We start from the raw sequence: 11,867 nt of genomic DNA on the forward strand, positions 1-11,867 counted from the left end.
GAACGAACAGCCGCGAAGCCGCACCAAATCGCTATGAAATCAGCGAAAATATTCCCAAGAATCACGCCGCAGCCCGCATGTATATTGGTTTTGACCGCCAGATTGTGATTCCTGTTGTCGTGGGTTCGAGCCCCATCAGCCACCCCAGTATCTGAAGTCCCGCGTGCCGTTTGGTACGCGGGATTTTTTCTTTGGCGGCACGCCGGCCATCCGTTCCGGTGAACGCCCCGGGGTCACAATTCGAAACGTGCCCGCTATCGATGTGCTGCAAGATACAGATGCCGGTACCTGTTTCAAGCTGTTTGCCGGCCATCCACCCAGGCCCCCTTACATTCCTTTAGGGACGCCGCCCTTCACGACAGGAATGCCTTGTTTCCCACATTGAGTCTTCTCGCCTCGGCCGGATGGGCCCTCATCCGGCTGCCGGCCATGTCCCTGGCAGCAGTGCTGGTGGCGGCAGCCGCGCATGCGGCGGATACCTGGCTTACCGTTACCGGCGATCCCGCCAATTCCGCGAGTCACTATGTCCAAGTCAACGTGGCCGCTATCGACATCAAGGATGACCAGCGGCGCATTCAGGTACGCATCAACCGCGCGACGCAATGGGCCCCCGCCGGCGAGGGCCTTCAGTTCCGCTCAGTGGCGACTGAGGTGCAGATCGACTGCACTCAGCAAATCGCCCGTTATGTGAAGGCGGCTTTTTATGCCTTGCCGGATTTTCGCGGCGAGCCTTTCCGGATCACCACTTATGCCGGTGATGACATACGTCCGATGATCTTCAAGGACACTGACGACGACCCCAATGCGCGCATCATCAAGGCCGCGTGCAGCGTCAAGAACGTGACCAACAATTAGCGCGGGACGCGGTGCCTGCGGCGCCGCCGCAGGCACCGGGGGAAGTCAGTTGACCATGACCAGCTTGCCCTTGACGCCGCGCGAGCCCATGTGGGCGTAGGCGGCCTTGAGTTCGCTCATGGGCATGGTGCGGTCTATCACCGGCTTGATCTTGCCTTGTGCGTACCAGCCTGCCAACTCGGCCATCATGGCGGCATTGGCTTTGGGCTCGCGCCTGGCAAAGTCACCCCAGAACACGCCCACGATGGAGGCGCCCTTGAGCAGCGTCAGGTTCAGCGGCAGGGCGGGGATGGGGCCCGAGGCGAAGCCAACGACCAAATAGCGGCCGCGCCAGGCGATGGAGCGGAAGGCTGGCTCGGCAAAGTCGCCGCCCACCGGGTCGTAGATCACGTCCGGCCCCTTACCGTCGGTCAGTGCCTTGATTTCATCGCGCAGGTTTTTCGTGCTGTAGTTGATGGTGGCGTCCGCGTCGATGGAAGTGCAGAGCGCGCACTTCTCATCCGTCGATGCGGCCGCGATCACGCGGGCACCGGCGGCCTTGGCGATCTGGATGGCGGCGGTGCCCACGCCGCCCGCGGCGCCTAGCACTAGCACGGTCTCGCCTGCCTTCAGCTGCGCGCGGTCCATCAGGGCATGCCAGGACGTGGCGTAAATCATGATGAACGCGGCGGCGTCCACATAAGAAAAGCCTTTCGGCAGCGGCATGCACAGGGCTGCAGGCGCGATCGTGTGCGTGCCGAAGCCGCCTGTGCCCGAGAGGCAGGCGACGTTCTGCCCCACCTGGAGGTGCTTGACGCCTTCCCCCACGGCCTGGACGACACCGGCATATTCGGAGCCCGGCACAAAGGGCAGGGGCGGCTTGATCTGGTATTTGTTCTGCACGATCAGCAGGTCGGGAAAATTCAGGCTGGCAGCCTTGATTTCAATCAGGACTTCGCCGGCCTTGGGTTGCGGCGTCGGCAGTTCTTTCCAGGCCAGGGCGTCTACGCCGGTGGGATTTTCACAAAGCCAGGCTTGCATGGGAGGTCTCCGGTGAGGTGAGGGTGGAGTGCGGCGACACGCCAGAGAGGCGGAAAACGGGGAGGGCGGCACCTTGACTGCATCATAGGCAAAGCAAGCGTCCTCGCCAGTCCCAAATACGTCCGGGCTGTCACGGCCGTGACCGTAAAATCACTCCATGAAAATTCTCATCTGCAACGACGACGGTTACCAGGCTTCCGGCATCATCGCCCTCTACGAAGCGCTTAAAACCGTTGCGGATGTCGAGGTGGTGGCGCCCGAGCACAACAACAGCGCCAAATCCAACGCGCTGACCCTGCACTCGCCGATGTACGTGCAGACGGCGGCCAATGGCTTTCGCTACATCAACGGCACGCCGGCCGACTGTGTCCACATCGCACTGACCGGCTTGTTGGGCTACCGGCCCGACCTGGTGGTGTCAGGCATCAACAATGGCGCCAATATGGGCGACGACACGATTTACTCCGGCACGGTGGGTGCGGCCATGGAGGGCTACCTGTTCGGCATCCCGTCCATCGCGTTTTCGCAGACCGAAAAAGGCTGGGCCCATATCGACGTCGCCGCCAGGCGCGCGGCCGAACTGGTGCAACAGCTGATCCCTTCGCTGGAAAACGTGGCTGAGGGTGCGGAGCCCACCGTGCCGCCCTGGCTGCTCAACGTGAATATTCCCAACCTGCCTGACGACGAGATTCGCGGCGTGAAAGTGGCCCGCCTGGGGCGCCGCCATGCGGCCGAGCGCGTCATCATGCAGACCAGCCCGCGCGGCGAGACCATGTACTGGATAGGTGGCGCGGGGCCCGCGAAGGAAGCCGGCGACGGCACTGATTTTTACGCCACCAGCCAGAAGTTTGTGTCCATCACGCCGCTGCAGGTGGATTTGACCGACCACGAGCGCCTGCCGTATTGGGCCCAGACAGCCGCCAGGCTGACCGGGTCGCACTGAAGGCCTGACGCATGAAACCCAGCCTCAAGCCGCCTTTTAATCCTTCGGCCAAGGCCCCGAAGACGCCAGACGTGGCGCCACGCCCGGCCTTCCCGGTGCGCCTCAAGCCCGATGCGGGTGTTCCGTCGGCGACAAAATTACCCGCTTCCAGTGCTCGGCCTGTGGTGGGCGTCCCCAATGTCCTGAAGAAGACCGCGCCTGCCGCCCCTACGAGGCCAGGCGGTGTGGGACTGGACTCGCAAGCCGTGCGCACGCGCATGGTCGCCAAGCTCGCGGCGCAGGGCGTCAGCGACCCTCAGGTGCTAGCCGCCATGGGGCTGGTGGAACGCCACCGTTTTGTCGACTCCGCGCTGGTCAACCAGGCCTACGAAGACACCAGCCTGCCGATAGGCCTGGGGCAGACCATCTCCAAACCCAATGTGGTGGCCCGCATGATCGAGCTGTTGCGCCACGGCGCGAAGGGCAATGCGGGGAAATTGGGCCGGGTGCTGGAGATCGGCACCGGCTGCGGCTACCAGGCCGCCGTGCTGAGCCACCTGGCCACCGAGGTCTACAGCATAGAGCGGCTGCGCGGCCTGCATGAGAAAGCCAGGGAGAACCTGCGGACTTTGCGGCTGCCCAATGTGCACCTGCTCTTTGGGGATGGCATGATGGGCTACGCCAAGGGCGCGCCCTATGCGGCCATCATCGCCGCGGCGGGCGGTGAAGCCATCCCTCCGGCCTGGATAGACCAGCTGGCCGTGGGCGGACGGCTGGTGGCGCCCATGCAGACGGCCGGCGGCGCGCAAGCGTTGGTGGTGGTGGACAAAACCCCCCAGGGCATCAGGCAGACCTTGCTGGAGGCCGTCCACTTTGTGCCTTTAAAATCGGGAACAAGCTAGAGGCCTGGCTCCGGAAGTCCCCATGGGCTTTGTGATCCAGGCAAGTCAGTCAAGATTGAAGACGAAAGAAGCAATGAATCAAACCGTACGGTCGAACAGGGCAGTCGCCCTGCCTTCAACCCGCTCCAGGCCCGGCAGGCTGGCTCTGTCCTGCATGCTTGCCGCCGTGCTGCTCGTTGCGGCGGGCTGCGCCTCGCGATCCCCTACCAATGCACCAGTGGAAGACCGCGGGACCTTCGGGTCGCGGCCGGCTCCGGGCGCCGTGGACGCCGGCAACGTCAAGCAACTGCCCGGCTTTGAAAACGCCGGCAAACCCGGCTACTACACGGTCAAGCCCGGTGACACCATGATCCGTATCGGCCTGGAGAACGGCCAGAACTGGCGCGACATCGTGCGCTGGAACAACCTTGAGAACCCCAACATCATCGAAGTGGGGCAGGTGCTGCGCGTCGTGCCGCCGACCAGCGAAAACCCCTTGGTAGTGACTCGTCCGGTGTCGCCGGGCTCGGCGCCAGCGTCCAGCACGGCGCCCGCGCAAGCCGCCAGCGCTGCGAAGCCCGCATCGGCGCCCGCCAGCGCCGGCCCGGCACCGGCCGCGACGGGTGAGGAAGACATCGCCTGGATCTGGCCCGCGCAAGGCGCCATGGTGGCGGGCTTTGACGAAGCCAAGAACAAGGGCCTGGATATCTCCGGCAAAGCCGGCGATGCGGTGGTGGCCTCCGCCGACGGGCGTGTGGTGTATGCGGGGGCAGGCTTGCGCGGCTACGGCAACCTGGTCATCCTCAAGCACAACAACACCTTCCTCACGGCTTATGCGCACAACCAGACGCTGCTGGTGAAGGAAGACCAGAATGTCAAGAAGGGCCAGAAGATCGCGGAAATGGGCAATAGCGACGCGGATCGCGTGAAGCTGCATTTTGAAATTCGCCGCCAGGGCAAACCGGTGGACCCGGCCAAATACCTGCCTGCCAAGTAAACGCCCAAAGCGACGACAAAAGGAGCCCGGCTAGCGCCCGGCTCCTTTTTCTTTGCCGCGCCGTTTTGCTGCCTCAATGCGGTTGAAGGATTTCGTCGTAGCCGCGGCCCTTGAATTCCAGCAGATCCAGGCCGTGGCCGAAAGGATCGGCCAGCCCGGCGATGCGTCCCCAGACGCGCTCGGCCACCGGCATTTCCAGCACCGCGCCGTGCTGCCGCAGCCGCAGCACGGCGGCATCGATGTCCTCCACGACGAAATCCAGATGTACGGGCGTCCAGTGGCGGCTGTAGTGGCGGGTGGTCTCGCTACCGGGCCCACCGGCGATGGGCCGCGTGCCCGGTGCGTTGAAGAGCAAGTCTATAGGGCTGCCGGCGCCCAGGATTTCCACGAAGTCGCTCTTGAAGCGGCGGCCCACGCGCAGCCCCAGCCCTTGCGTATAGAACGCGACGGCGCGCTCCATGTCGTCAACGTCGATGCAGATGCGAAGTTCCATCGTCATTCCTTTGCGGGTGCCCAGAAAATGGTACCGCAGCCTGAGACAATTGGCCTATGACAGAAGAAAGCCCCACATCGAAGCCAGCCGCCGCCGCGGACTACCCGCCGGACGTGCTCGAGGTCGAATCGCTTGACATCGAGGCTCAAGGCATTGCCCACAGGCCCGACGGCAAAGTAGTGTTCATCGAGGGCGCGTTGCCTTTCGAGCAAGTGACGGCCAATGTTTACCGCAAGAAAAGCAGCTTTGAAAAGGCCGTGGTGATGGCGATCCACCGCGAATCGTCCCAGCGCGTGCGCCCGGCCTGCCCGCATTTCGGCATGCACACCGGCGCCTGCGGCGGCTGCAAGATGCAGCACCTGCATGTGGGCGCGCAGGTGGCCGTGAAGCAGCGCGTGCTGGAAGACAACCTCCGGCACATCGGCAAGCTTAAGGCGGACGGCCTGCTGCGGCCCATCGAGGGGCCGGCCTGGGGCTATCGCTACCGCGCGCGGCTGTCGGTGCGCTATGTACGCAAAAAGGGCACCGTGCTGGTGGGCTTTCATGAGCGCAAAAGCAGCTATGTGGCCGACATGAGCGAATGCCATGTGCTGCCCCGCCACGTCAGCGACATGCTGGTGCCGTTGCGCGAGTTGATCGGCGCCATGGACGCGAAAGAGACCCTGCCGCAGATCGAACTGGCCTGCGGCGACGATGTGACGGCCATGGTGCTGCGCCACATGGAAGCGCTCAGCGAGGGCGACCTGGCACGCCTGCGCGCCTTTGCCGCGGCCCACCCGGGCCTGCAATGGTGGCTGCAGCCGGGCGGGCTGGAAACGGTGAAACTGCTTGACGATGCCGCCGAAGAACTGAGCTACGGCCTGCCCGAGTTCGGTATCACCATGCCCTTCAAGCCGACCGATTTCACCCAGGTCAACCCGCAGATCAACCAGGTGCTGGTTTCGCGCGCCTTGCGCCTGCTGGCCGTGCAGCCGGATGAACGGGTGATCGACTGGTTTTGCGGGCTGGGCAATTTCACGCTGCCGCTGGCGACACGCGCCCGGGAAGTGCTCGGCATCGAGGGCAGTGAAGTGTTGGTAGCCCGTTCCCGCGAGAATTTTGAGAGAAACAGGAGCGCATCACTCGCTCGCCGGGCATTGGCCCCGACCCGGTTTGTGGCGCGCAACCTGTTTGAAATGACGCCGGCCATGCTGGTCAAGGACGGCGCCGCCGACAAATGGCTGGTGGACCCGCCGCGCGAAGGTGCGTTTGAGTTGTTCAAATCGCTTGCGGCCCTGCAACAACAGATCGTGAGCGGCGTTCCCTGCGACGACGGCGAGCACCAGCAAAGCCTGGCCCTGAACGGCTGGACACCGCCCCGGCGCATCGTCTACGTGAGTTGCAATCCGGCCACCCTGGCGCGGGACGCGGGCGTGCTGGTGGAAAGCGGTGCCTGGCGCTGCACCGCGGCGGGCGTGGTCAACATGTTTCCGCACACGGCGCATGTGGAGTCCATCGCGGTATTCGAGCGGGCATAAAAAAAGGAGCCCGAGGGCTCCTTTTTTGCGAGTGGCGGGGACGCTCAGTCCCTCTCGCCGCCGAAGATCCCCAGCAGGGCCAGCAGGCTCTGGAAGATGTTGAACAGGTCCAGGTAAATGGCCAGGGTGGCGCTGATGTAGTTGGTTTCGCCGCCGTCGATCACCTGTTTCAGGTCATACAGCAGGTAGGCGCTGAACACGGCTATGGCCAGGGTGCTGATCACCGCCATCATCATGGTCGAACCGACAAACACGTTGATGACGGCCGCCACCATGATGACCAGGGCGCCGGCAAACAGCCATTTGCTCATGCCGCTCAGGTCGCGCTTGATGACGGTGGCCAGGCTGGCCATCACGAACATCACGCCTGCCGTGCCGGCAAAGGCCGTCATGACCAGCGATGCGCCGTTGCTGAAGCCCAGCACCATGGCAATCATGCGCGAGAGCATCAGGCCCATGAAGAAGGTAAAGCCCAGCAGCACAGGCACGCCGGCGGCCGAGTTTTTGGTCTTCTCAATGGCGAAGATAAAGCCGAATGCGCCGCCCAGGAACACGATCAGGCCCAACCCGCCGGATAGCGAGCGAGTGATGCCGGTCGCCACGCCCAGCCAGGCGCCCAGCACGGTGGGCAACAGGCTCAGGGCCAGCAACCAGTAAGTGTTGCGCAGGACCTTGTTGCGTTGCTCGACGCTTGTGGCAACGCCATAGTCGAGGGTTTGAACATTGTCAGTCATGAGAGTCGTCTCCAGGGCGCCAGCAAATGCGGGCAAGATTATTTTAGGGTGCATTGCGGTTTTTCCAGCCCTCACCCCCTACTTTTTGTAAGGGTTCTATAAGCTAATTTGGCGGCAATGGGCGTGAAAGACGCCCTCGAATTTGCGTATGCTCGGTATCTTTGCCAATAAACCCGGAAATCCTGAAGACCATGAAATCAAAAGCAGTGCTTGAATTCGCCGACGTCAAAACCATCGCCGCCGCCGCCGAGGCGGAAGCCCTCAAGAACAACTGGGCCGTGACCATTGCCATCGTCGACGACGGCGGCCACCTGCTGCACCTGCAGCGCCTGGACGGCGCGCCGCCTATCTCCTCGCACCTCGCACCTTCCAAGGCCAATACCGCCGCCATGGGCCGCCGCGATAGCAAGATCTATGAAGATGTCATCAACGGCGGGCGCATGTCCTTTCTGTCGGCGCCGTATCTCCAGGGCATGCTGGAGGGCGGCGTGCCCATCATCAAGGATGGGCAATGCATTGGCGCCGTGGGTGTGAGTGGTGTGAAATCGAGTGAAGATGCGCAGATTGCCCGTGCGGGCATGGCCGCTATCGGCCTCTAGATCCTGCTGCCAGGAGCATGAAAAAGCCGACCAGGGGTCGGCTTTTTTGTTGGCGGGAGCAGGGAAAGCATCAGGAAAAAAAGCCTGGCTAAACAACTCCGGGGAGTCGGTGGCTGGCTAAAAACGACCTTGGGAGCTTGATAGCCCCGGATCGCCCCACGATGAAACTCTCGATGAAAAGAAATGTGCCGTCGCTATGGTGCGCGAGCTTATTTGGTCAGGATCAATTTTCCCAGGCGCGTGGCCTGCAGGCGGTAAGTTGACCCGTTGTGGTTGATCTCGACGGCCTTTTGTCCGCGCAGGATTTCCGTGCTGTTGACCGTGGCCGCGGAGCCGCCCTGGCTGCCTGAAGCGGTCTCTGTGTGCACGGGGGCGCGAGCAGGAAGGCTCAAGGTGTTGGAGGGGGGCAGTGCGATAGACATGGTTTAAACCTGTTTGGGTTTCGTTGAGTTAATGATAACCATTCTCATTTGAAAGTCAAGCGAATTTGGGCTGCGAAGTGTTTTTTTATGTCAATGAAAAAGACCTGTCCAGTGGTTCTTCTGGCAGGCCTTGATTCACTGGATCAGTTTTTTGGCTCGGTGATAAAGCCGATCTTGCGCAGGCCGGCTTGCTGCGCGGCCGCCATTGCCTGCGCCACGCGTTCGTAACGCACCGACTTGTCGCCGCGGATGTGCAGTTCGGGCTGCGGGTTCTGGGCCGCCGCGGTCTTGAGCTGGGTGCCCAGCTCTTCATCGGTGATTTTGGTTTCGTTGAGGAAATAGCTGCCTTCGGCGTCCACGCTGAGGCGAACCGTCTCCGGCTTGATGTTCTGCGCTTCGTTGGAGGCGCGCGGCAGGTCGATGTTGACGGAGTGCTTCATCACGGGGACCGTGATGATAAAGATGATGAGCAGCACCAGCATGATGTCCACCATGGGCGTCATGTTGATCTCGTTCATCACGTCATCGCTGTCGTCTTGGGTTCCAAAGGCCATGGTGCTTCTCGGTCACTGAATAGGGGGCCTGGCTGCTTTTGGCGGCGAGACCGGGTAGGGTGTGGGAGGCGCTCAGGCCTTTTTCATCGGAACGACATTGGCCTGGCCGCCGGCGCTCACGCGGGCGCCGGTCACGAAGTAGGCATGCAGGTCGTGCGCGAAACGGCTGAGCTTTTGCAGCACGCCCTTGTTGCCGCGCACCAGCGCGTTGTAGCCCAGCACCGCAGGAATCGCCACGGCCAGGCCCAGGGCCGTCATGATCAGCGACTCGCCGATGGGGCCGGCCACCTTGTCGATGGTCGCCTGGCCGGCCGCGCCTATGGACAGCAGCGCATGGTAGATGCCCCACACGGTGCCGAACAGGCCGACGAAGGGGGCGGTCGAGCCGACCGAGGCCAGGATGGCCAGGCCGGATTGCAGCTTGGCGGTGAATTCGTCGATGGCGTTGCGCAGCGTGCGCGTGACCCAGTCGCTTACGTCCAAAGCGTCATGCAGGTGCGCTTTGGTATTGCGGTGGTGCAGTGTGGCTTCACGGCCTTCCAGGGCCAACTGGCGAAACGGGTTGGTGGGGTCACCGCCCAGCTTGGTCAGGCCGGCCGCGAAATCCTCGCTGTGCCAGAAGTCTTCGGCTGCGCGCGCGATGCGCTTGTATTTGATGAGGTCCAATGATTTGATGATGATGACCATCCACGAGGCCAGCGACATCGCCAGCAGCAACAAAGCCACGGATTTGGTGACGATATCGCCCTGGCTCCAGACGTTGGCAAGGCCGAATTGGGAATTCATGAATCAATACTCCACGGTTTTCAGAAAAATTACTCTAGAACGAAATTGATGGGCACTTCTGACCACATCTCTTCGGCTACGCCGCCCCGCTTGCCTGGCACATAACGCCAGCGCATGGCGGCGGTCATGGCTGCCTGGTCGAGCCGGTCAAATCCGCTTGACTTGCGAATTTCAGCTTTCTTTGGCTGGCCGTCCACGCCGATGAGCACGCGCAAGAGCACCTTGCCCTGTTCGCCCAGGCGTCTGCTGATGGGGGGATAAGGCGGCTTCGGGTTCTGCAGATAGTCGGCGTCGCTGGAGGGCAGCTGTACGGCGGGAGGCGCGGGCGGCGCGACTGGGGCCACGGCCACGGGCGCTGGCGGAAGCGGCGGTGTGACCACGCCCGTCGGGGCATTCGGCGAAGGTGTGGGGTCCTGGATGGCCAGGGGTTGGGGCGCCGGTTTTACGGGTGCCTTGGCCACGGCCTTTTTCTGCACGGTCGGTGTAGGCGGGGTGGGCGGTACGGGCTCTACCTTGGGGGCGGGCGGATCGATGAATTGCGTCAGGATTTCCGCAGGCACCACGATTTCGGCGGCGCGCATCAGCAGGCCGCTTTGCAGTGCCCAGATGAAGCCTATATGCAGGCCGACCACCACCAGGGCGATCACGGCATTTCGGCTCAGGGGCTGGCGCGGCGCGGGCGGGCGCGGGGCGGTGGAGAAGGCGGTGGCGGTCATCGGGAATGGGTGGGGAAAATGGCCGCGTGCGTGCCGCGGGCCCAGTTCAATCAGTGTTTGAGCAGAATCAGCGGCGGAAGATCCACCACGTGGAAACTATCACCAGGATCAGGCTGGCGGGAAGCGCCGCAATCAGGCTTGAGCTGAGTGTTGCAAGATGTGCCATGGGCTGCCTTCCTGTGTATGGGTGGCGAGCTTGATGTTGGCGGTCGGACAGCTGGTGCTGCACTGCGCCACCACGTCACGGGCGCAGCCTTCGCATTGGCCGCACTGGGTGGCCACGCCGAGTTCGAACTGGATCTCGTCAAAGCCCAGGCCCGCGCGGGCATGACGGGCAATTTCGCGGTCGGAGATTCGGCGGCAGACGCAAACAATCATGGATGGGCTTGGCTGGGGATTGATTCAATCGGTACGCCGATTATAAATGCGAATCTATCGCATTTGCAATCGAGGAAAGTTTATTTCCGCGCCGACCTGCCGCCAAGCCTCCGCCAGCCGTCGACTTTTTAGCTTGAAACAGGCCTGCTTCCCTTGTCGGGCATGCTTATAGTGCTATGAATTTAGTAGTCTTCTGAGGCAACACCCCTTGGGGGCAGGGGATACTCGGAAAGAGCGCTAAACCTCAGCCCACATGCGCAGCAGGTTGTGATAACAGCCGGTCAGCCGCACCACTTCCGGGCTCTCGGGGACGCCTTGGGCCGCGCGTTCCAGGTCTTTCTGGCGTAGCGAGGTGATGGCCATGTCCATTTCGTAGAGAAGGCGGCGCTGGGCATCGGAGCGGACCATGCTCTCGATCCAGAAAAAGCAGGCCAGCCGTTCACCGCGCGTGACCGGCTCCACGCGATGCACGGAGGTGCCTGGATACATCACGAGGTCGCCAGCCTCGAACTTGATGCGTTGTTCGCCGTAGGTGTCCTGGACCACCAATTCGCCGCCGTCGTAGCTGGTGGGATCGCTCAGGAACAGCGTGCAGGAGATGTCGGTGCGCACGTGGCGCGCGGTGGCGGCATGCGTGCGCACGGCATTGTCGATGTGGTTGCCGAAATTGTTGGCGTCGCCGCCATAGCGGTTGAAAAGCGGCGGGTAAACCGACTTTGGCAGCGCGCCGGTGACGAACATGGGGTTGCGGGCCAGCGCTACCGACACGATGTGGCGGGCTTGCTGGGCTGCCGGCAGGTCTTCCGGCAGCTGCAGGTTGTTTTTGACAGTGCCGCTCTGGCTGCCGGCGGTGATGCGGCCGTCGGCCCAGTCGGTGCCCAGGATCAGCTGGCGGACCTGCGCGAGTTCGGCTGGCTGGAGGGCTTGGTGAATGCGGAGCAGCATGGAGGAATCTCCGGAAAGAGCGCTGAAATGAAAAAAGGCACCCGGAGT

General features: G+C 62.7%; 15 protein-coding genes. 6 read left to right on the plus strand and 9 right to left on the minus strand.

Annotation, left to right across the window (positions count from 1 at the left end; all coding sequences use genetic code 11):
- Positions 1-369: 369 nt before the first annotated feature.
- Complete coding sequence (locus AC1D1Y_RS11320) at positions 370-855, plus strand: surface-adhesin E family protein (protein ID WP_477682434.1); 486 nt, start codon at positions 370-372, stop codon at positions 853-855.
- 45 nt (positions 856-900) lie between these two features.
- Here AC1D1Y_RS11320 and AC1D1Y_RS11325 read toward each other — a convergent pair whose 3' ends face one another.
- Positions 901-1,875, minus strand: a complete 975-nt coding sequence (locus tag AC1D1Y_RS11325) for an NADPH:quinone oxidoreductase family protein (RefSeq protein WP_477682435.1) — start codon at positions 1,873-1,875, stop codon at positions 901-903.
- Positions 1,876-2,032: 157 nt separating this feature from the next.
- Here AC1D1Y_RS11325 and surE point away from each other — a divergent pair, with 157 nt between their 5' ends.
- The 3 genes from surE (at position 2,033) to AC1D1Y_RS11340 (ending at position 4,675) form a co-directional block, all read left to right on the plus strand.
- The gene (surE, locus tag AC1D1Y_RS11330) at positions 2,033-2,818 is read left to right on the plus strand and encodes a 5'/3'-nucleotidase SurE (RefSeq protein WP_436155081.1); all 786 of its coding nucleotides are present in this window, start codon (positions 2,033-2,035) and stop codon (positions 2,816-2,818) included.
- Between the two features lie 11 nt (positions 2,819-2,829).
- Positions 2,830-3,699 carry a protein-L-isoaspartate(D-aspartate) O-methyltransferase gene (locus tag AC1D1Y_RS11335; RefSeq protein WP_477682436.1) on the plus strand — a complete coding sequence of 290 codons (870 nt, stop codon included), beginning with the start codon at positions 2,830-2,832 and terminating at the stop codon, positions 3,697-3,699.
- 154 nt (positions 3,700-3,853) lie between these two features.
- Positions 3,854-4,675 carry a peptidoglycan DD-metalloendopeptidase family protein gene (locus AC1D1Y_RS11340; RefSeq protein ID WP_477682437.1) on the plus strand — a complete coding sequence of 274 codons (822 nt, stop codon included), beginning with the start codon at positions 3,854-3,856 and terminating at the stop codon, positions 4,673-4,675.
- Between the two features lie 73 nt (positions 4,676-4,748).
- On the opposite strand, the gene AC1D1Y_RS11345 is transcribed toward AC1D1Y_RS11340, so the two are convergent.
- On the minus strand, positions 4,749-5,168 hold the full coding sequence (locus tag AC1D1Y_RS11345; RefSeq protein WP_477682438.1) for a VOC family protein: 420 nt from the start codon (positions 5,166-5,168) through the stop codon (positions 4,749-4,751).
- Between the two features lie 56 nt (positions 5,169-5,224).
- Between AC1D1Y_RS11345 and rlmD the strand changes: the two genes are divergently transcribed.
- On the plus strand, positions 5,225-6,685 hold the full coding sequence (gene rlmD / locus AC1D1Y_RS11350) for a 23S rRNA (uracil(1939)-C(5))-methyltransferase RlmD (protein ID WP_477682439.1): 1,461 nt from the start codon (positions 5,225-5,227) through the stop codon (positions 6,683-6,685).
- A gap of 44 nt (positions 6,686-6,729) precedes the next feature.
- Here rlmD and AC1D1Y_RS11355 read toward each other — a convergent pair whose 3' ends face one another.
- Positions 6,730-7,419 (minus strand): Bax inhibitor-1/YccA family protein, encoded by a 690-nt coding sequence (locus tag AC1D1Y_RS11355; RefSeq protein ID WP_477679083.1) that lies wholly within the window; start codon positions 7,417-7,419, stop codon positions 6,730-6,732.
- 191 nt (positions 7,420-7,610) lie between these two features.
- Here AC1D1Y_RS11355 and AC1D1Y_RS11360 point away from each other — a divergent pair, with 191 nt between their 5' ends.
- Positions 7,611-8,018: a GlcG/HbpS family heme-binding protein gene (locus tag AC1D1Y_RS11360; RefSeq protein WP_477654101.1), complete on the plus strand. Its 408-nt coding sequence runs from the start codon at positions 7,611-7,613 to the stop codon at positions 8,016-8,018.
- 209 nt (positions 8,019-8,227) lie between these two features.
- On the opposite strand, the gene AC1D1Y_RS11365 is transcribed toward AC1D1Y_RS11360, so the two are convergent.
- The 6 genes from AC1D1Y_RS11365 to AC1D1Y_RS11390 all read right to left on the minus strand — a co-directional run bounded on the left by AC1D1Y_RS11365 (position 8,228) and on the right by AC1D1Y_RS11390 (position 11,819).
- Positions 8,228-8,440, minus strand: a complete 213-nt coding sequence (locus AC1D1Y_RS11365) for a hemin uptake protein HemP (protein WP_477682440.1) — start codon at positions 8,438-8,440, stop codon at positions 8,228-8,230.
- A gap of 143 nt (positions 8,441-8,583) precedes the next feature.
- Positions 8,584-8,994 carry an ExbD/TolR family protein gene (locus AC1D1Y_RS11370; RefSeq protein WP_477654099.1) on the minus strand — a complete coding sequence of 137 codons (411 nt, stop codon included), beginning with the start codon at positions 8,992-8,994 and terminating at the stop codon, positions 8,584-8,586.
- 72 nt (positions 8,995-9,066) lie between these two features.
- Positions 9,067-9,780: a MotA/TolQ/ExbB proton channel family protein gene (locus tag AC1D1Y_RS11375; protein ID WP_477682441.1), complete on the minus strand. Its 714-nt coding sequence runs from the start codon at positions 9,778-9,780 to the stop codon at positions 9,067-9,069.
- A 29-nt stretch (positions 9,781-9,809) separates the two neighbouring features.
- Positions 9,810-10,496, minus strand: a complete 687-nt coding sequence (locus AC1D1Y_RS11380) for an energy transducer TonB (RefSeq protein WP_436155072.1) — start codon at positions 10,494-10,496, stop codon at positions 9,810-9,812.
- Positions 10,497-10,628: 132 nt separating this feature from the next.
- Positions 10,629-10,874 (minus strand): (2Fe-2S)-binding protein, encoded by a 246-nt coding sequence (locus tag AC1D1Y_RS11385; protein WP_436155071.1) that lies wholly within the window; start codon positions 10,872-10,874, stop codon positions 10,629-10,631.
- A 237-nt stretch (positions 10,875-11,111) separates the two neighbouring features.
- The gene (locus tag AC1D1Y_RS11390; RefSeq protein WP_477682442.1) at positions 11,112-11,819 is read right to left on the minus strand and encodes a Fe2+-dependent dioxygenase; all 708 of its coding nucleotides are present in this window, start codon (positions 11,817-11,819) and stop codon (positions 11,112-11,114) included.
- Between the last annotated feature and the right edge of the window lie 48 nt (positions 11,820-11,867).

It is taken from the genome of Polaromonas sp. P1_G1, from assembly GCF_056405595.1.

Excerpts from the sequence above, each read along its gene's own strand:
- surE (WP_436155081.1), top strand. The coding sequence starts at position 2,033 with ATGAAAATTCTCATCTGCAACGACGACGGTTACCAGGCTTCCGGCATC.
- rlmD (WP_477682439.1), top strand. The coding sequence starts at position 5,225 with ATGACAGAAGAAAGCCCCACATCGAAGCCAGCCGCCGCCGCGGACTAC.
- AC1D1Y_RS11345 (WP_477682438.1), bottom strand. The coding sequence starts at position 5,168 with ATGGAACTTCGCATCTGCATCGACGTTGACGACATGGAGCGCGCCGTC.
- AC1D1Y_RS11370 (WP_477654099.1), bottom strand. The coding sequence starts at position 8,994 with ATGGCCTTTGGAACCCAAGACGACAGCGATGACGTGATGAACGAGATC.
- AC1D1Y_RS11355 (WP_477679083.1), bottom strand. The coding sequence starts at position 7,419 with ATGACTGACAATGTTCAAACCCTCGACTATGGCGTTGCCACAAGCGTC.
- AC1D1Y_RS11390 (WP_477682442.1), bottom strand. The coding sequence starts at position 11,819 with ATGCTGCTCCGCATTCACCAAGCCCTCCAGCCAGCCGAACTCGCGCAG.
- AC1D1Y_RS11385 (WP_436155071.1), bottom strand. The coding sequence starts at position 10,874 with ATGATTGTTTGCGTCTGCCGCCGAATCTCCGACCGCGAAATTGCCCGT.
- AC1D1Y_RS11365 (WP_477682440.1), bottom strand. The coding sequence starts at position 8,440 with ATGTCTATCGCACTGCCCCCCTCCAACACCTTGAGCCTTCCTGCTCGC.
- AC1D1Y_RS11340 (WP_477682437.1), top strand. The coding sequence starts at position 3,854 with ATGCTTGCCGCCGTGCTGCTCGTTGCGGCGGGCTGCGCCTCGCGATCC.
- AC1D1Y_RS11325 (WP_477682435.1), bottom strand. The coding sequence starts at position 1,875 with ATGCAAGCCTGGCTTTGTGAAAATCCCACCGGCGTAGACGCCCTGGCC.
- AC1D1Y_RS11380 (WP_436155072.1), bottom strand. The coding sequence starts at position 10,496 with ATGACCGCCACCGCCTTCTCCACCGCCCCGCGCCCGCCCGCGCCGCGC.
- AC1D1Y_RS11335 (WP_477682436.1), top strand. The coding sequence starts at position 2,830 with ATGAAACCCAGCCTCAAGCCGCCTTTTAATCCTTCGGCCAAGGCCCCG.
- AC1D1Y_RS11375 (WP_477682441.1), bottom strand. The coding sequence starts at position 9,780 with ATGAATTCCCAATTCGGCCTTGCCAACGTCTGGAGCCAGGGCGATATC.
- AC1D1Y_RS11360 (WP_477654101.1), top strand. The coding sequence starts at position 7,611 with ATGAAATCAAAAGCAGTGCTTGAATTCGCCGACGTCAAAACCATCGCC.